This window comes from Acinetobacter sp. AR_0276, from assembly GCF_003000705.1.
Classification (GTDB): domain Bacteria; phylum Pseudomonadota; class Gammaproteobacteria; order Pseudomonadales; family Moraxellaceae; genus Acinetobacter; species Acinetobacter nosocomialis.
Genome location: NZ_PSQO01000004.1, coordinates 524,598 through 543,125, shown reverse-complemented (window position 1 = coordinate 543,125; position 18,528 = coordinate 524,598). Strand labels below are relative to the sequence as shown.

Annotated in this window: 15 protein-coding genes and 2 pseudogenes; 11 read left to right on the top strand and 6 right to left on the bottom strand. The window is 38.1% G+C overall.

Annotation, left to right across the window (positions count from 1 at the left end; genetic code table 11):
• Positions 1–6 precede the first annotated feature (6 nt).
• Positions 7–915: an NAD(+) kinase gene (locus CSB87_RS03480; RefSeq protein WP_002049094.1), complete on the top strand. Its 909-nt coding sequence runs from the start codon at positions 7–9 to the stop codon at positions 913–915.
• Positions 912–1,184 (top strand): YeaC family protein, encoded by a 273-nt coding sequence (locus tag CSB87_RS03475; RefSeq protein ID WP_003650690.1) that lies wholly within the window; start codon positions 912–914, stop codon positions 1,182–1,184. The genes CSB87_RS03480 and CSB87_RS03475 overlap by 4 nt, the downstream gene beginning before the upstream one ends.
• A gap of 211 nt (positions 1,185–1,395) precedes the next feature.
• Here CSB87_RS03475 and CSB87_RS03470 read toward each other — a convergent pair whose 3' ends face one another.
• Entirely contained in the window at positions 1,396–2,400 is a 1,005-nt protein-coding gene (locus tag CSB87_RS03470) for a glycosyl transferase family protein (protein WP_004886239.1), read from the bottom strand.
• Between the two features lie 498 nt (positions 2,401–2,898).
• Here CSB87_RS03470 and CSB87_RS03460 point away from each other — a divergent pair, with 498 nt between their 5' ends.
• Together CSB87_RS03460 and CSB87_RS03455 are read left to right on the top strand one after the other, a co-directional pair.
• Entirely contained in the window at positions 2,899–4,254 is a 1,356-nt protein-coding gene (locus tag CSB87_RS03460; RefSeq protein ID WP_002049312.1) for a dicarboxylate/amino acid:cation symporter, read from the top strand.
• Positions 4,255–4,413: 159 nt separating this feature from the next.
• Positions 4,414–5,559, top strand: a complete 1,146-nt coding sequence (locus CSB87_RS03455) for an acyl-CoA dehydrogenase family protein (protein WP_004707843.1) — start codon at positions 4,414–4,416, stop codon at positions 5,557–5,559.
• 50 nt (positions 5,560–5,609) lie between these two features.
• On the opposite strand, the gene CSB87_RS03450 is transcribed toward CSB87_RS03455, so the two are convergent.
• Both CSB87_RS03450 and CSB87_RS03445 read right to left on the bottom strand, forming a co-directional pair.
• On the bottom strand, positions 5,610–6,233 hold the full coding sequence (locus CSB87_RS03450) for a hypothetical protein (RefSeq protein WP_031952918.1): 624 nt from the start codon (positions 6,231–6,233) through the stop codon (positions 5,610–5,612).
• A gap of 108 nt (positions 6,234–6,341) precedes the next feature.
• Positions 6,342–7,286 carry an alpha/beta hydrolase gene (locus CSB87_RS03445; protein WP_079377789.1) on the bottom strand — a complete coding sequence of 315 codons (945 nt, stop codon included), beginning with the start codon at positions 7,284–7,286 and terminating at the stop codon, positions 6,342–6,344.
• Positions 7,287–7,471: 185 nt separating this feature from the next.
• On the opposite strand from CSB87_RS03445, the gene pheA reads away from it, so the two are divergent.
• From pheA to CSB87_RS03420, 5 genes are all read left to right on the top strand, one after another.
• The gene (gene pheA / locus CSB87_RS03440; protein WP_002049199.1) at positions 7,472–8,581 is read left to right on the top strand and encodes a prephenate dehydratase; all 1,110 of its coding nucleotides are present in this window, start codon (positions 7,472–7,474) and stop codon (positions 8,579–8,581) included.
• A gap of 108 nt (positions 8,582–8,689) precedes the next feature.
• Complete coding sequence (locus CSB87_RS03435; RefSeq protein ID WP_031952913.1) at positions 8,690–10,936, top strand: bifunctional prephenate dehydrogenase/3-phosphoshikimate 1-carboxyvinyltransferase; 2,247 nt, start codon at positions 8,690–8,692, stop codon at positions 10,934–10,936.
• Between the two features lie 127 nt (positions 10,937–11,063).
• Positions 11,064–11,447: a hypothetical protein gene (locus CSB87_RS03430; protein WP_002049301.1), complete on the top strand. Its 384-nt coding sequence runs from the start codon at positions 11,064–11,066 to the stop codon at positions 11,445–11,447.
• Positions 11,448–11,680: 233 nt separating this feature from the next.
• Positions 11,681–13,111 carry a formylglycine-generating enzyme family protein gene (locus CSB87_RS03425; RefSeq protein ID WP_031952912.1) on the top strand — a complete coding sequence of 477 codons (1,431 nt, stop codon included), beginning with the start codon at positions 11,681–11,683 and terminating at the stop codon, positions 13,109–13,111.
• A gap of 148 nt (positions 13,112–13,259) precedes the next feature.
• On the top strand, positions 13,260–14,720 hold the full coding sequence (locus CSB87_RS03420) for an aminoacyl-histidine dipeptidase (RefSeq protein WP_031952910.1): 1,461 nt from the start codon (positions 13,260–13,262) through the stop codon (positions 14,718–14,720).
• 36 nt (positions 14,721–14,756) lie between these two features.
• Here CSB87_RS03420 and rtcA read toward each other — a convergent pair.
• Positions 14,757–15,725 (bottom strand): annotated as a pseudogene (gene rtcA / locus CSB87_RS03415) (RNA 3'-terminal phosphate cyclase); the annotation flags it as partial.
• Positions 15,726–15,730: 5 nt separating this feature from the next.
• Here rtcA and CSB87_RS03410 point away from each other — a divergent pair.
• A pseudogene (locus CSB87_RS03410) lies at positions 15,731–15,928 on the top strand (sigma 54-dependent transcriptional regulator); the annotation flags it as partial.
• A gap of 59 nt (positions 15,929–15,987) precedes the next feature.
• Here CSB87_RS03410 and CSB87_RS03405 read toward each other — a convergent pair.
• Complete coding sequence (locus tag CSB87_RS03405; RefSeq protein ID WP_031952900.1) at positions 15,988–16,620, bottom strand: alpha/beta hydrolase; 633 nt, start codon at positions 16,618–16,620, stop codon at positions 15,988–15,990.
• 125 nt (positions 16,621–16,745) lie between these two features.
• Between CSB87_RS03405 and yaaA the strand changes: the two genes are divergently transcribed.
• The gene (gene yaaA, locus CSB87_RS03400) at positions 16,746–17,525 is read left to right on the top strand and encodes a peroxide stress protein YaaA (RefSeq protein WP_031952898.1); all 780 of its coding nucleotides are present in this window, start codon (positions 16,746–16,748) and stop codon (positions 17,523–17,525) included.
• Between the two features lie 217 nt (positions 17,526–17,742).
• Here yaaA and CSB87_RS03395 read toward each other — a convergent pair whose 3' ends face one another.
• Positions 17,743–18,528, bottom strand: coding sequence for a thiazole synthase (locus CSB87_RS03395; RefSeq protein ID WP_022575391.1), 786 nt, complete (start codon positions 18,526–18,528; stop codon positions 17,743–17,745).

The following is an 18,528-nucleotide window of genomic DNA, read 5'->3' as shown; positions in this document are numbered from 1 at the left end:
TCATTCGTGCAAATTTCACATAAGTCCTTCAGAAACGTCGGGTTAATTGGTCGACCGGATAAATCATCAGTTGTAGAAACACTATGTTTAATTCATGACCATTTGCTAAGTTTAGGCCTAAACCCCATTTTTGATCAGGAAACTGCCGAATTAGTGCCCTATGATCATGCACAAGTTGTTAGTCGTCACTTATTAGGTGAAGTTGCTGATCTGGTGATTGTAGTAGGTGGTGATGGTTCTTTACTTCATGCAGCTAGAGCTTTAGTTCGCTACAATACACCTGTCATTGGTATTAACCGTGGGCGTTTAGGATTTTTAACTGATATTAAGCCTGCGGAAGCTATTTTTAAACTTGATCAGGTATTACAAGGTCATTTCCAACTTGATCGCCGTTTCTTGCTTGAAATGGAAGTACGGACCAATGGTGAAGTCATTTATGATGCAATTGCTTTAAATGACGTTGTACTACACTCAGGTAAGTCGGTACATATGATCGACTTTGAACTTAATATTGATGGTCAATATGTTTACCGTCAGCATAGTGATGGTTTAATTGTTTCGACCCCGACAGGATCAACTGCTTATGCATTGTCAGGTGGTGGTCCAATTTTACATCCGAGTATGGATGCTATTGCATTAGTCCCTATGCACCCCCATACATTATCTTCACGCCCGATCGTAGTTGGTGGGCAAAGTGAAATTAAAATCGTCATTCGCGAAAATCGGGTATTACCGATGGTGAGTGCAGATGGGCAACATAGTGTATCGCTCAATGTTGGTGACAGTTTGCACATCCGCAAACACCCATTTAAATTAAGTTTATTACACCCACCAGGTTATGATTTCTATATGGCTTGTCGTACCAAACTGGGTTGGAACCAAGATTTTGAATCTTTTCAAAGAGATGAATCATGAATATTGAACAAATGCTATCTGTTTTAAACCCTGAAATTGTAGAGCGTTTAAAAACAGCAGTAGAAATTGGTAAATGGCCAAATGGTGTTGTTTTAACGAAAGAGCAGCGCGAAACATGTATGCAAGCCGTGATTGCTTGGGAGTTAAAGAACTTACCGGAAGAACAGCGTAGCGGTTATATTGACCGTGGTACAAAAGAAGAGGGTGAGGTTTGTGAAGATGATCATCACAAGCATGAGCCTGAATTTAAACCGATTCGTTTTGTTTAAAACCGTATTTTAAAACAAAAGAATAAATCCTAGTTAGCATTTGCTATCGCGTCGGCGACATGGATGTCGCCAGTTGAGCAACAGTACATGGAAGTACTGTTTGCTCAACAAAAGATTTTTGTTACTTTTCATCTTTGAAAAGTAAGTATTGCCTATATGTAGCAATATAAGAAAAACATGCTATAGAAGGCTGTATGGTCTTATATTAGTTTTATTGGCTTGAATTACGTGTTTCCCATAACACTTTTGCTTTTTGCATTGCTTCCTCAAAATTAGAAACAACGCCCATGGTATATAACGCAATACCCATAGTTTCTGTTACGGCCATTTCCCCATATTCATGATTTTGCTTTCCAAGCCAGACCGCTTTAAAGGTGGCTAAGTCTAACTCTTCTTCAATTGGGCTACGTTCAGGCGTAAGCTTTGGCAACTCATGCTCATAGAGTTCTCCATTTTTAATTCCGCAAATCAGGGTTTTCGCGTCTGGGTTTCGTTCAAATTCACCGCCTTCACCTTTAATGACTGCACTATTTTGATAGCCTAAGCGAAGCGCACTATGCTGATGGGAAGTTCTATACGCGGGATGGAATATGGCTTGCAAGGTGGCCTTAGCGCTAAAAGGATTAATGAGGCGGGCTAACGTATGAATAGGCGAGCGTAAACCCATCACATTTCTCAAAGAAATTAAATCACTTAAAACAGGTGAAATTACATCTAATGGTAAGTAAGCAAAATTCTGTTCGGCCAATTGTGTGCGGACTTCTTGTTCAGAATGGCAAATTTTATAATCTAAATATTGCAAAACTTGTTCGGTATAGACCCGGTTAATCGTATGTCCAGAAGCGCCATGCATGACGATTTTATAGCTGTGGTGAGCAAGGGTAAGAGCTGCTAATAAAAACCAAGGGTAATGTTTCCGCTTGCCTGCATAAGATGACCAGTCTAAGTCCACATCTAAAGGTTGAAAATTAAGTTGGTCTTTGGTGGCTTGTACAAAGCCTGCAAGCTCATCAATGGACTCTTCTTTAACACGTAGCAGCATTAAAAAAGCACCCAACTGAACATCAAGAACTTCACCTTTTAAAATCATGGTAAAAGCCTGATAGGCCTCTTCATAACTTAGTGAGCGAGAGCCGGTTTTCCCCTTACCTAAAATACGGACATATTGAGCAAAGGGATGTTCAGCATCTTTATAGATATTACGTTTAGTATTCATGGCAATTCAAAACAGTAAAAATAAGGGGGAGACAGCTCAAAATGAATTGTCTACAAGGACTTATCAATATGACATAAAAAACTGCTGAAAAAATATCAAAAGTGTTTCTCATACTAAAGTCTTAAGGCTGCATGAGTGTTTTTTGTGCGTATTAGCCAAAATTTTAACCGAATTGCTATTTAATTCGAGTAAACTTTCACGTGCTTTTTTGAGCACTCATATCATAATTTTATGTGATTCTCCTATATCTTCAGCTTTTTATTGGAAAAGTAAGAGGTTATTTCTGGCTACTCAAAGTGGTTGGAAACTTCAGGTATTCTCCTGTTTTAGAAAACTGTATTTCGTTTTCATTGAGGTAGTAGGAAGGTTTTTTGTTCCCAAAAAACCGTTTCCCTTTTGCGGTGTTTATGTGAAAGGTTAGGGCTGTGTATTCGTAAAGAATAGACGTTTCATTTTGATATTTCCAACGGACTTGGAAATATAGATTGAAGTAAAGTTATGGCTAAAAAACCGATTTATAAATCACTTTATTTTCAAGTGATTATTGCGATTATTGCGGGTGTTCTGGTTGGGCATTTCTCACCAAGTACAACGCAAATAGTGAATGGTGTTGAACACCATATTCCAGGTTTAGGTGAGCAACTCAAGCCATTAGGTGATGCTTTTATTCGTTTGATTAAAATGATCATTGCACCTGTTATTTTCTGTACAGTGGTCAGTGGTATCGCTGGTATGGAAAGTATGAAGTCAGTGGGTAAAACTGGCGGTGTTGCGTTGTTATACTTCGAGATCGTTTCAACAATCGCACTTCTGATTGGCCTTGTGGTGATTAATATTGCAAAGCCAGGCGTAGGAATGAATATTGATCCTGCGACTCTGGACACTTCAGGTATCCAAAAATACGTCACTTCTGGTGAGTCACAATCTACCGTTGATTTCTTAATGCATATCATCCCAGATACAGTAGTGGGTGCATTTGCAAATGGTGAAATCTTGCAGGTCCTTCTTTTTGCCATTCTATTTGGCTTTGCACTGCATAAGCTAGGTGATGCAGGACGTCCAGTTTTAAAGTTAATTGATCAAATTGCTCATGTGTTCTTTAACATTGTAAATATGATCATGAAGCTTGCTCCACTGGGTGCTTTTGGGGCAATGGCGTTTACTATCGGTAAATATGGTGTGGGTTCACTGGTACAGTTGGGCCAGCTCATCCTCTGTTTCTACATTACCTGTTTATTATTTATTTTCTTAGTATTAGGAACCATCAGCCGTTTGAGTGGATTTAGCATTCTTAAAATGGTGCGTTTGATTCGTGAAGAACTTTTAATTGTACTTGGTACATCTTCTTCTGAGTCAGTTCTACCACGTATGCTACGTAAGCTTGAAATCGCAGGTTGTGAAAAGTCTGTGGTTGGTTTAGTCATCCCAACAGGTTATTCATTTAACCTCGATGGTACTTCAATTTATTTGACCATGGCTGCAATCTTTATTGCTCAGGCAACAAATACACAGCTTGATATCCAGCATCAAATTACTTTGCTATTGGTACTTTTAATTTCATCTAAAGGTGCGGCGGGTGTAACGGGTTCTGGCTTTATTGTTATGGCTGCAACTTTATCTGCTGTTGGTCATATACCAGTTGCAGGTTTGGCATTGATTTTAGGTATTGACCGTTTCATGTCAGAAGCACGTGCTTTAACGAACCTTGTTGGTAACTCTTTAGCAACGATTGTGGTTGCGAAATGGGTTGGTGCATTAGATAAAGATAAACTAAATGATGCACTGAATAATCCCGATGAAGTAGATAGAAAAATGCTTGAGCAAAAAAGTGTAATTGCTGAGGCATCTCACTAATCATTTATCGTAATAAAAAAGGAGGCTAAGCTTCCTTTTTTATTGGCTGACTGAAAAGTACAGTTTAAATGAGCAGCTATGCCATGACAGTAACTAAAAAAATGATTAGCATGCACAGCAATGAGATTCGATAAAACAATAAAGCCGAAGGAAAATATTATGTTGGCATATGATGCAGATTTAGAATTATTCCGTGATAATTTTAAACGTTTTATGAATGAGCATATTGCTCCACATTACGACCAATGGGAACGTGAAGGAATTATGCCGCGTTCAGTGTGGAATCAACTGGGCGAAAATGGCTTTTTATGTGTGGATGTCCCAGAAGAATATGGCGGTTATGGGGTTCCAACTTACTATTCATTAATGTTAGTTGAAGAGTCTGCTCGAGCTGGTTTTTGTGCATTATCAACTGCTATTTCATGTCACTCTGAAATTGCTGCACCTTATATTTTACATATTGGTACAGAAGAGCAAAAACAATATTGGTTGCCGAAAATGGTAACTGGTGAAGTGGTTGGGGCAATTGGTATGACTGAACCGGGTGCTGGTTCAGACTTACAATCAATGCGTACGAGCGCTATTTTGCAAGATGACCATTATTTATTAAATGGATCAAAAACATTTATTTCAAATGGTCAACATGCTGACCTTGTGGTGCTTGCAGTAAAAACCGATCCTCAAGCGCGTGCGAAAGGGGTATCGTTATTATTGGCAGATACACATTTGGATGGCTTTAAGAAAGGTACCAACCTCGACAAAATCGGTTTACATTCTCAAGATACTTCTGAGCTATTTTTTGACAATGTTAAGGTTCCTAAAAACCAGTTACTCGGTCAAGCTGGACAAGGTTTTGCTTATTTAATGCAAGAGTTACCACGTGAACGTACCGCTATTGCATCTACCGCAATTGGAGCTATTCGTGGTGCAATTGATTTAGCAACGGCTTATGTAAAAGAACGTCATGCATTTGGCCAGCCTATTTCTCAATTCCAAAATACGCGTTTTGTTTTAGCTCAAGCAAAAATTGATGAGCTTGCTACGGCTGCTTTTTACGAGAGAAACGTTGCTCTATATCAAGAAGGTAAACTTGATGTTGAAACAGCAGCCGCACTTAAAAGTTTTAGTACGGATATGCAAATGAAAGTAGCTGACAACTTGCTGCAACTTTTTGGCGGTTATGGCTATATGACTGAATATCCAATTTCACGCTTCTTTGTAGATGCCCGTATTCAACGTATTTACGGTGGTACAAATGAAATTATGAAAGAAATCGTAGCGCGTGGCTTAATTGGTAAAGCCTAATTAAATAGTTTTAAAAAAAGCCTACCTTTGAGTAGGCTTTTTTATATTACCTATTTGTTAGTTCGATAAATAACAGGATAGTCTTGTTGCTTGGGTAACTTGTGTAAGGCCTGATTGATCTTTATTAAAAATGCATCGGCTTCATCTTGACGAAAAGAGTCTTCGGTATATTTGCTACGTTTTTGATTGATGCCACAACCCGTTATTTCCATATTTTCAGGATTAAATGACCAGTCATTTGGATTCTTTAAGTTAATGTCTAAATCACTTTCACAGCTTTTCCATAAATGTAAAAACTCATTTGATAATTCTGTTTTAAATCCTCCTGCTGGATAGACCGAGAAGCCTTTCATTTCGGGATTAGAAAATTGTATAAACATATCTACTGGCATACCTCCCCAAATGATTGCTGTATTTTCTGGTAATGCAATGCCTGATAAATTTTTTTCTTTTAAAGCATGTGTTTGCTCAAATTTCTGTCTGAAATTTTGCGATTGATAGGTCAGCTTGGTTTGAGGTGGGATTGGAATACCACGAATTTGATTACTGACAGTCGTCATATAGTACGGAGAATTATCAGTACCATTGCAACCTGCAATTATTGGACAACCGCCACAAGCCGTTAAACTAAAAGTTGTAAAACCCAATAGGCTTAAAACAATAATTTTATTCATTCTATTTTACTGTTGTTATGACATATTGGGTCAGTATAACCAATCCATGCATTAAGAGGGCTATCTTTAAGAACAACGAAATAATCAGCTTTAAATGTAATTATGTTTTTACTTGGCTGGCTGATCTAATGGTCCATCAAATAAAGATTTACAGCTTTCTAAATTTTGACAAGAAGCAAACATAAGTGCTTTAGGTAAGCTCGCATACAAATTTGTAATGTGTTGTTCGGCAGGGTTATAAAAATGCCAATAACTAAATTCGTTTGAACGTTTATTTTCTAAAGCTTTAAAAAAGTCTGCTTCATTAAGCGTATTATTAAGTTGAGTAAGAGGGCCACCTTGTTCATGTGTACCGACTGTGGTCATGAGTAAAGGGAAATGATTTAGTTTTTGACTTTGCCAATGTTCTAACTGTTGAAATAACATGCCTTGATCAAACCACAAAGAAGGACTTGCAGCGAAGTAACGCTGAAATGCATTTGGCTTTTGAAAAAAATGATAAAGTACAAACAAGCCTCCAAAAGAGTGCCCATAGAGGCTTTGTTGCTGGCTGTTAACCGGAAACTGTTTTGCAATTTCAGGTTTGAGTTCGTTATTTAAAAAGGCAATGAACTGATCAGCACCACCATATTTATATTTACCGTGTGCTTGAAATTGGGCAGAAGGTTCTGGTGTGTAATCATAAGCACGCTTTTGCACATCAAAGGTTTTTTGATGTGGATAACCAACAGCTACAATCATGAGTGGATCTAAACCTAATTTAGTCGAACCTGCTCCAATTGACTGAGCAATATTGGCAGCACTAGGGAAAGTTGCATTTCCATCTAATATATAAAGTACAGGGTAACCATGTTGGGGCGGGGCCACAGGCGGTTTATAAATTTGAATTAGATATTCATGACCTGTATTTTTAGATTTGATTTGGAATTGTGCCTGATTATTTTGAAAAACGATTTTTGATTGATCTTTTATTGAAGGTTGAGCCAAAACAGGCATACTTATTAAAGTTCCCAAGAGAAAACTACAAGATAAAAAGAAAAATGGTTTAAGCATAATAAAGTTAAGAAAATGTTATAAGTAAAATAATAAATGAAAATCATTATCAAATAAAGTAATCTTATTGACAGGTTTGAGAGTGATTAACGAAAAAAGCCAGTACACCGATATTGCCTAACAAATCAAAGCCGACTATTGTTATACTCTCGTTTAAAAGATGATTTTTCTGAGGCTGCATTCCAATGATCAACGATGATCAAAACAAAACGACTTCTCTTAGTTTAGAACAAATTCGCGAAGATATTGATAGCGTAGATCAACAGATTCAAGAGTTATTAAATCGCCGCGCAAGCCTTGCTGAAGCTGTTGCTAAAGCTAAATTTGCTTCCGAAGAGAATCCTTTGTTTTATCGTCCTGAACGTGAAGCACAAGTATTACGCAAAGTTATGGAACGCAATCAGGGACCTTTATCTGATGTAACCATGGCGCGTCTGTTCCGTGAAATTATGTCTGCTTGCCTTGCTTTAGAAGCTCCGCAAAGCATTGCATTCTTAGGACCTGAAGGTACTTTTACGCAATCTGCTGTGCTTAAACATTTTGGTAAAGATGCAGTTGTACGTCCATTACCAACTATTGATGAAGTGTTCCGTGAAGTAGAAGCGGGTAGTGCACATTATGGTGTAGTTCCAGTTGAAAACTCATCTGAAGGTATTGTGAACCACACACTAGATTGCTTTAAAACATCGAATTTAAATGTGATTGGTGAAGTTGAATTGCGTATTCATCATCAATTCTTGGTTTCTGAAAATACGCGTAAAGATAGCATTAAACAGATTTATGCGCACCAGCAAACGTTGGCGCAATGCCGTCAGTGGTTAGACGCGCATTATCCAGGTGTTGAACGTGTTGCCTTAAACTCAAATGCAGAAGCTGCACGCCGTATTCGCAACGAATGGCACTCAGCAGCAATTGCATCTGATATTGCAGCAGGTATGTATAATCTTGAAATCTTGCATAGCAATATTGAAGATAATCCGGAAAATACCACTCGTTTCTTAGTGATTGGCCGTGAAAAAATTCCACAAAGTGGCAATGACAAAACATCGTTATTAATTTCAGCACATGATCGTGCAGGTGCTTTATTAGAAATTTTAGCGCCGTTTGCAAAACATAATATTAGCTTAACGAGTATTGAGACCCGTCCAGCATTACCTGAAAAATGGGCTTATGTATTCTTTATAGATTTAGAAGGTCATATTGATCAAGAAAACGTTGCTGCTGCAATCAATGATATCCGTCCAATGGTAAAAGAGCTTCGTATTTTAGGTTCTTATCCTGCTGCTGTTCTTTAATTACTTACGTTGGAATAATGACATATATTCAAAGGAATATGTCATTAAGCTTAAAAAACAAATTGCTCAAAGATTTAAATAACTTTGAGCAAAAGCAAAGTTGAAGTTATGTCACAACCCCTATTTAAAAAAGTTGCATTTATTGGTTTAGGACTCATCGGGTCGAGTTTGGCTCGCGTTATCGTTGCCGAAAAGTTGGCGACAACTATTGTGGCATCTACACGTTCACAGAAAACTTTAGAAGATGCAAAATCACTTGGTTTAATACAAGAAGGATTTTCCGATCCTGTAGAGGCCGTGAGAGGGGCGGATTTAATTGTTTTAGCCTTACCTGTACGTGCTACACAAAAAGTGCTTGAGCAAATTAAGCCTTATTTGTCAGAAACCACAATTGTGACCGATGTGGGAAGTACAAAAGGTAATGTGGTTGATGCAGCAAAAGCTGTATTTGGTGAAAATTTACCAACAGGTTTTGTACCAGGGCATCCTATTGCAGGTAGTGAACACACGGGTGTTCATGCAGGTAAGGTCGATCTCTTTGCAAATCATAAAGTGATTTTAACGCCGTTACCAACAAGTGCAGAATGGGCTGTTGATAAACTGATTCAACTTTGGTCAGCTGCTAAAGCTGAAGTTATTTGTATGGATGTTGCCAAGCATGATGAGGTTTTGGCACATACGAGCCATTTACCGCATTTAATGGCATTTAATCTAGTCGAGCAACTTGCAAACCGTGAAGATAACTTGGATATTTTCCGTTATGCGGCTGGTGGTTTCCGTGACTTTTCACGAATTGCAGCAAGTGATCCTCAAATGTGGCATGACATTTTCTTTGCCAATAAAACCGCTATCTTAAATGCTGTAGATGGCTTCGAAAAGCAACTTACCGTACTTAGAAAATTGATTGAAAACGAAGATTCTCATGCATTAATGGGTTTACTCGGCCATGCTCAGGCAGCACGCCAACATTTCAATCATATGTTAGCCAAAAAACCTTTAATGGAGAAAAATAAGGTGACACAGCAATTCAGTATCTTACCGGGAAATAAGGCGTTTAAAGGTAAATTTACCGTACCGGGTGACAAATCTGTGTCACATCGCTCCATTATGTTTGGTGCTATTGCCGAAGGCACCACCCATGTAACTGGCTTCTTAGAAGGTGAAGATGCTCTAGCAACTTTACAAGCTTTTCGTGATATGGGTGTAAGCATCGAAGGCCCTAAAAATGGTGAAGTGACCATTCATGGCGTGGGTATGCATGGCTTAAAAGCACCAGCAAGTGCATTGTATATGGGTAACTCTGGTACAAGCATGCGTTTGCTTTCAGGTATGCTTTCTGCACAAAAGTTTGATTCTGTTATGACAGGTGATGCATCACTTTCTAAACGTCCAATGGAGCGTATTGCTAAACCCTTACGTTTAATGGGTGCGCAAATTCAAACAACAGGCGAGAAAGGTACACCACCTGTAAGTATTACTGGTGGTCAGCAATTAAAAGGTATTCAATACGATTTACCTATGGCATCTGCTCAAGTGAAGTCTGGTATTTTACTTGCCGGTTTATGGGCTGAAGGTGAAACTTCGGTAACTGAGCCGGAACCAACACGTGATCATACAGAGCGTATGCTTCGTGCATTTGGCTATGATGTTAAAACTGAAGGTAATAAAATCTCACTCGTTGGTGGTGGAAAATTAGTAGGTACTAATATTCAAGTACCATCTGATATTTCATCTGCTGCTTTCTTTATGGTGGGTGCTGCAATTACTGAGGGTGCAGACGTTGTACTTGAAGCGGTAGGCATTAACCCAACACGTACAGGTGTAATTGAAATTTTAAAACAGATGGGTGCCGACCTGACTGTTGAAAATGAACGTATTGCTGGTGGCGAACCTATTGCTGATATTCATATTAAAGGTTCACGTACCCTTAAAGGTATTCATATGCCTGAAGATCAAGTACCTTTGGCAATTGATGAATTCCCAGCATTATTTATTGCAGCGGCTTGTGCTGAAGGGCAAACAGTACTCACAGGTGCGGCAGAGCTTCGTGTGAAAGAATCTGACCGTATTCAAGTTATGGCAGATGGTTTAAAAATCATGGGTATTGACTGCACACCAACTGAAGATGGCATCATTATCGAAGGAAAAGGCAAATCTGGCGATTGGTCACCAATCTTTGCTGGCGGTGAAATCGAATCGCATCATGACCATCGTATTGCTATGAGTTTTAGTATGGCAGGTCTTCGTACTTCTGGTCCGATTACAATTCATGGTACTGAAACTGTTGCTACAAGTTTCCCAACATTTACTGAGTTGGCGAATCGTGCAGGTTTAACGATTGAAGTTAGCCAATAACTTTTGACCTAATACATTTTATAATTGCTAACACAATAGCAACGGCAGCAGCGAGCTAAAGGCTTGGCTGCTGTTTGTTTATTGCTTATGCTAAGTGCAGATAATGATAATAGTGTTAGGACAAAGGATGAAAAAATTACAATTTATTGCCAGTTGCCCAGAACATGGGGTGCTTGATCATCCACCAAATGAATGCCATATCACTCAAGAATATGTAGCGGCCTTATTATTTAAACAATTGGGGCATTATGGTTTTGATGCACAGCATATTGTACATGAGCATGAAAAAGTAGAAGTAAGTATTGATAATCATCTTTTGCCGTTGTCTATTACTTGCCAGAAAACGGACCACGATGGGCATTTAATGTGTGAAATTTCTGCCAATCCAGATGAAGAGCAAGACTGGTTTGAGAAAATCGAAACACAAAGCATTATTCGTCAGCTTGCGCAGGCTGTTGAAAATAGTTTGAAAGCCGATCAGAGTTTCTCCGAATTTGTTTGGAAGTCTTGACCAATTAAGCATATTTTGTGAAGAGAGGGTGAACATATTTGTTCACCCTTTTGATTTATTAATATTGATAAGAATTTTTTATTTTTGTAGTGACATTATTTAATAAAAATTAACAAACAAAAAAACAATATTGTTTGAATTTTGATCTAAATTTCTATTAATTTAAAAATGCTATTTAACAAACAATTAATCAATTTCCTCTTTTTATTTATATTATTTTACAGAGAATTAACATGAACATAATTTCCAGTAATTATTCAAAAGGCTTTGGTATATTGATTATCTCCTTATTATCAGCTTGTAATAATGATGATAAAGATACAACCATAAATTCGAAGAATCAGAAGTTGCTAGAAGAAACTATTACTTCCTTGGAAAATCTTAAACAAACTTTGGTATGGCAAGAAAATCAATGTGATAGTGTATATTCTAAAGTTATCGGTGAGGCGACAATTGCTCAAAAATCAACGGCAGAACTAAGAGCCAATATCGCGAGTTCAAATAATTTAGGAGTTTTTCTTGATAATCAAATTATTCCGAAACTAGCTCAGCTTACCGATGAGTCGACTGTATTAAGAGCGAGATGTAATGCTCCTGACTATGATGGAACAGGCGTAAGTATTGAACGACCTGCCATGCTAAGGGAAATGTTAAGTGAATGGCAAGGAACAATTAATTTATTAATTCGTCAAATCAATAATCCTCCTAGTATGAATCCTGAAATTAAATTAGCGTCATTAACCAATATCAATATTAATCAATTAACGGCAGCAAAATCTAAATTCAAAGATTGTTCAGATAGTTTTTGTCCAGAAATGACGGTTATTCCAGCTGGTAGCTTTTTAATGGGCGGAAATATAAATGAGCAAGAGCAACAAAATGTACCTGCTCAATCTCGGCCATATGAATTACCTCAACATTTAGTACAAGTCGAAAAACCATTCGCAATGTCAACTTATGAAACAACAATTGCTGAGTTTCAGGCTTTCCAAAAGGAAACTGGCTGGGAAGTCGAAGGATGCCGTAATTGGGAAACGCGAAATGGTGTTTTCAATATGTGGTATCGAGATGATTTAAATACAAATAATTCGGGTATGAATCAGACACCTCAGGATCCTGTTGTATGTGTACGCCGTGAAGATGGAAGAGCATTCGCGAAATGGTTATCTAAAAAAACGGGCCAGACTTACCGTTTACCAACAGAGGTTGAGTGGGAATATGCGGCTCGTGCTGGAACGACAACAGCCTATTATTGGGGAGATGACCTTAATCTTGACCAAGCTTGTAAATATGCAAATGTATTAGATCCAGCAACAGTTGTAGCACTACCACAAACCAGTGGTTGGAGTTTATTTAATTGCACAGATGGTTATCCTTTTACGTCACCAGTAGGGAAGTTTTTACCAAACAATTTCGGTTTATATGATATGAGTGCCAATGCCCGAGAATGGGTCGATGATTGCTGGCATGCAAATTATGAAAATGCTCCTAGTGTAAATCGTCGTTGGGGTGAGGAAAATAATGGGCAGTGTAACTTCCCAGTTTTACGTGGGGGAGCATGGATATATAACACTTATAACGTACGAACTGCCTATCGTAATGCTTATGTAACTTCACAAGCCCGTTCAATCATGTGGGGTTTCCGTTTGGTTCGTGAAATTTAGCTTTGATTTTTATATCTAATCTATTCTACATTTAGAGTCATTTTTAATTTATCAGCGTCGATTTTAATAAAGGCTAAAACTGCGCTGATAAATTCTTATCTTTGAATAAACCTAAGTTTATTAAGAATATTTGTGAGAGTATAAATATATGGTGCCATTTGATTTTTCAAACTTATCTCCTCAAATTGTTTGGCAGCATTTTCAAACACTTTGTACGATTCCGCGTCCCTCAAAGCATGAACAACAGCTTCGTGAGTATCTAAAAAACTGGGCCGAAAGTCGAAATTTAGAAACTTACGTAGATGAAGTTGGTAATTTAATTATCCGAAAGGATGCAACTACGGGTAAAGAACATGTATCTGGCGTTATTCTTCAAGGCCACTTAGATATGGTCACACAAGCTAACACTGGCACGGTACATGATTTCTTTAAAGACCCGATTTGTCCAGTCCTCGAAGATGGCTGGTTAATTGCCAAAGACACTACTTTAGGTGCAGACAATGGCATAGGGGTAGCTTTGTCGTTGGCAGTATTAGATTCAAATGATATTGCTCATGGACCAATAGAAGTTCTTTTAACAGTCGATGAAGAAGCAGGTATGAGCGGTGCACGACTTTTAGAAGCCGGTATATTAAAAGGAAAATGGTTATTTAATATTGATACAGAAGAATGGGGGGAGTTGTATCTAGGGTGTGCTGGTAGTATTGATGTTGAGGTAGAGCAGCCGCTTAGCTATGAACCAATTTCTAAAGATTTAAATATTGTGAATATTCAGGTGGCTGGTCTTAAAGGCGGACACTCTGGCATAGATATCCATTTAGGACGCGGCAATGCAAATGTTATTTTGGCTCGTTTTTTAAATCAATATTTAGGCTCACTTAGTGGGCATCTTATTGAGTTTACAGGTGGTACGGCCCGTAATGCTTTGCCGCGAGAAGCACGCGCCACTATTGCAATTTCGCCTAATCAGTTATCAAATCTAGAAAAGTTACTTGCTGAATATCAAACGGCATGGAAAAAACAGCTACAGGGTATTGATGACAATTTCCAATTAAGTATTCAACCCACTGGTGCTGAAGTGAAAGAAGTGATTACTCAACAACAGCAAAACGAGTGGTTACAAGCTTTAGCAACAAGTCCTTATGGCGTTGCAAGTATGAGTCAAGCTTTACCAGATGTGGTTGAAACTTCAAATAACATTGGAGTGGTGAGACTAAATAGAGAAGGCGGAAAAGCTGTTTTAATGGTTCGCTCAATGGTGAACCAAGAAGCTCAAGATTTTGCCGAAAAAATTCAGGCACATTTTAGTCAATTTAATATCGCCTCTATACTCACGCCATTAGTTTCAGGTTGGACACCAAATCCTGACTCAGCCGCACTAAAGTGCTTACAACAAGCCTATCAAAATGCGTTTAATATTGAACCAAATCTAAAAGTAATTCATGCGGGTTTAGAATGTGGGATTATTGCCGAGCATTATCCACATTTACAGATGGTTTCGTTTGGGCCTGATATTCAAGGTGCACATGCACCGGGCGAACGAGTAAAAGTAGATACTGTAGAGAAATGCTGGAAGCTACTAGTAACTGCTTTGGCATCTGTAGAGTAATTTTTTTAAGAAATAAGAAGCTCAGTTATGAGCTTTTTAAATTTTAACCTTTACATGAAAATGATCTGGATTTAACTCTATAAATTCAATTTCACAATCAATAAATTTTTCAATCATGGCTGCTTGAGTACAAGTGTGTTCACTAATACATTGTGCGGTGAATTCACCCCCTTGACCTAATGTCAAAGGTAGCAGTAACTGGTCTGCCAAATATTCATCTACAACAGCCTGCGAAGATAAATATAGCTTTACATCTTTTGCTAAATGATCAGCTATTTGCTCTGCACTTTTGCTCTTCTCACCTAAAGCTGTAAATAGTTGGCTGTGATATTGATGAGTAACTTTCACATACACGGTATTACCTTGGCTAATTCCATTTAAATGAAATTGCTGCTGAGAGCTTAAGTTTAGCTTTTTACTTAATGTGGTTAATTCACGTTGTGCAATTTGTGCTTCTTCTGAAAGATTTAATACTGCTGCAAAAGCTTCATTGCTTTGTAAAACACCACGATCTAATAAATTTAGCTTGTTTCGATTTTGCCATGGCTGAATGGTAACTTGAATTTCACCAGCACCAATTGGAAAGAAGCCAGCTTTATTTAATTTAAAATTTACGTTAATTCCAGTCTTCGCTAGAGCAGGTAAAAAGCAGTGTTCAATAAAATCTGCTGTTGGTGCAAGTGGGTTATGTGTACCGCCTGAAATGGTGAGTTCGCTAGCTTCATTTTGTAATAACAAAACAGGTAGAAGTGTTTGTAAAACCAGTGTTGTGCTACCGGCTGAACCAATTTGAAATTGATATTTACCACTTTGAACATGCTGAGGTGCGAAATATAAACGCTGGCTATGTAATTCAGCGCCTTCCACATAAGCTTGGCTAATTTGTTGAGATGCCTGTACACAAACTAAATGTTGACGCATTAGCCCTGGTTTTTTACGTCCTGCACGTATATTAATTAATTCAAACGGTTGGCCTGTAATCATTGAAAGCGCAAGGGCAGTTCGATTCTGAACAAATAGAGCAAATAGATGAATTTGATCAGATTCAATTACGAGGTGTGCTCAAAGTCTGTGAAAATTCAAAATCAATGGCAGAGGCGGGAAGAAAACTCTTTTCAGTATCTCGCCAACAACGTAATACAACAAATGATAGCGACCGAGTAAAAAAATATTTAGCGCGTTTTGGGTTAAGTTGGAATAATTTTTAGCAGTTACTGTGCTTATGAAATGATGGACATAGACTCAATCTATGCCCATCAAATACACTTTATTTCATGATAATAAAGCGTGTAATGATTTGACGAAGCTGTTTTAAATAACCTGTAAAGAAGTGGTTAGCGCCTGGCAAAATCGTAATTGGATGCTTCTGTGGTTTTGCCCATGCAATTGCATCTGAAAGTAAGGTAATGTCATCTTGCTCACCATGAATGAGTAGAATATCACCTTGAATTTCAGGAGTTTTATAGTGACGCAAGCCAACTACAGTCGCTGTTGGCAAGCCACACAAAATTAACTGTACTGGTTGTAATTCTGGGCTAAGCTGCGCATAACATTTTGCCAAAACATGTGAGCCGAAGCTAAAACCGCCTGCATAGAACGGCAAGCCTTCATGAAGCTTACGAACGTGTTCAATCACAGCTAAAATATCTTCGGTTTCACCATGACCTTCATCATGAATGCCTTCACTACCACCTAAACCACGGAAACTTGGGCGGTAAACAATACAACCATATTCATTAAAGATTTGGGTTAAAAGAGCAGGGACTTTATGTTGAGGAGTTCCACCTTGCAATGGATGCGGATGGCAAACAACCGCAAAGCCTTTGATTTCACCTTCAGGGCGGTCTACAAAAAGTTCAATTTTACCTACTGGACCCTGAATGAAAATTTGCTCAGACATATAAGAATCGATAAATAACAATACGTATTCCTATTTTACCGATAGTCGTCATTGAAAACACGAGTTAGCATTAAAAAATATCTACTGTTATAGTTGGTATTAAGAATAATTTTTTCAGGTTGTCTATGCTTGCTTTAATTTCTCCTGCAAAAACTTTAGATTATGAAACAGCGTTACCTACAGATGAGTTTACTCAGCCGCGCTTATTAGAAAACTCAGCACAATTAATTGATGTTTGCCGCAAACTTTCCGCTTCGGAAATTGCGACTTTAATGAGTGTTAGTGAAAAAATTGCCACACTCAATGCAGACCGTTTTAGAGGTTGGAATCCCGAATTTAATTTCTCAAATGCTCGCCAAGCAATCTATGCATTTAAAGGTGATGTTTACACTGGTTTAGATGCTTATCATTTAAAAGACAAAGATATTGATTTTGCACAGCAGCATTTGCGTATGCTCTCTGGTCTATATGGTTTATTGCGTCCTTTAGATTTAATGATGCCTTATCGTTTAGAGATGGGTACTAAATTAAAAAATACGCGTGGCCATAATTTGTATGAATTCTGGGGTGATATCATCACTAACCAGATTAATGAAGACTTGGCAGCAATTAAATCTGAGCTGCTGGTAAATCTAGCTTCGGATGAATATTACAAGTCTGTCAATGAAAAGAAAATTAAGGCTGATATTGTGAAGCCTGTTTTCCTTGACCAGAAAAATGGCAAATATAAAGTCATTAGTTTCTATGCTAAAAAAGCACGTGGTTTAATGGCTCGTTTTATTGTTGAAAACCAATTAAATAAAGCCGAGGAACTTAAAGCTTTTAATACTGAAGGTTACTACTTTGATGCTGATAACTCATCGGCAAAAGAGTTGGTATTTAAGCGCGATGAGCAAGTGGCTTAATTAAATTAATAATTTTACATGATATGCGACCTTTGGTCTCATGTTTAATTTATTAAGCTCTATATTGGCTATGCTTTACTTTTGAAAGGTCAAAAGTAACAAAAACCTTTGTTGAACAGAGGGCACATCCATGTGGCCCCTGTTCAACAGTGGCATCCATGCCACTTGGCACGATAGCTTTTGTTATCGTGCTTTAAAATTTAGGCAAAATTAATGATTACTTAAAGAAATAACCAGTCTCAGGTGAACTAGCATTTGCCATGCGTTTACGTGGCATGCGACCTGCTAGAAATGCTTCACGTCCAGCTTCAACAGCTTTCTTCATTGCAGAAGCCATTAAAATAGGATTTTGCGCAGCAGCAATTGCTGTATTCATCAGCACGCCATCACAACCAAGTTCCATCGCAATAGCTGCATCACTTGCTGTACCAACACCTGCATCTACTAAAACTGGTACTTTCGCATTTTCTTTAATAATTGAAATGGTGTGCGGGTTTAAAATACCTAAACCTGAACCAATCAAACTACCTAAAGGCATAATTGCAACACAACCCATACTTTCAAGTTCTTGCGCAATGATTGGGTCATCCGAGGTGTAGACCATAATCTCAAAACCGTCATCAATTAAAGTGCGAGCAGCTTTTAAAGTCTCGGTTACATTTGGATATAAGGTTTTTTCATCACCCAACACTTCAAGCTTTACTAGGTTATGACCATCGAGTAATTCACGGGCTAACATGCATGTACGTATTGCGCTGTCAGCATCAAAACAACCTGCGGTATTTGGCAAGATAGTATATTTTTCTGGTGGAATAACTGAAAGTAAATTCGGTTGATCTGGATTTTGTCCAATATTCACACGGCGGATTGCGACAGTTACGATTTCTGCACCACTGGCTTGAATAGCTAAATCCGTTTCATTTAAGTCTTTATATTTGCCAGTTCCTACCAATAAACGAGATTGAAAAGAACGTGAACCAATAATGAGAGGGGTGTCTTGCAT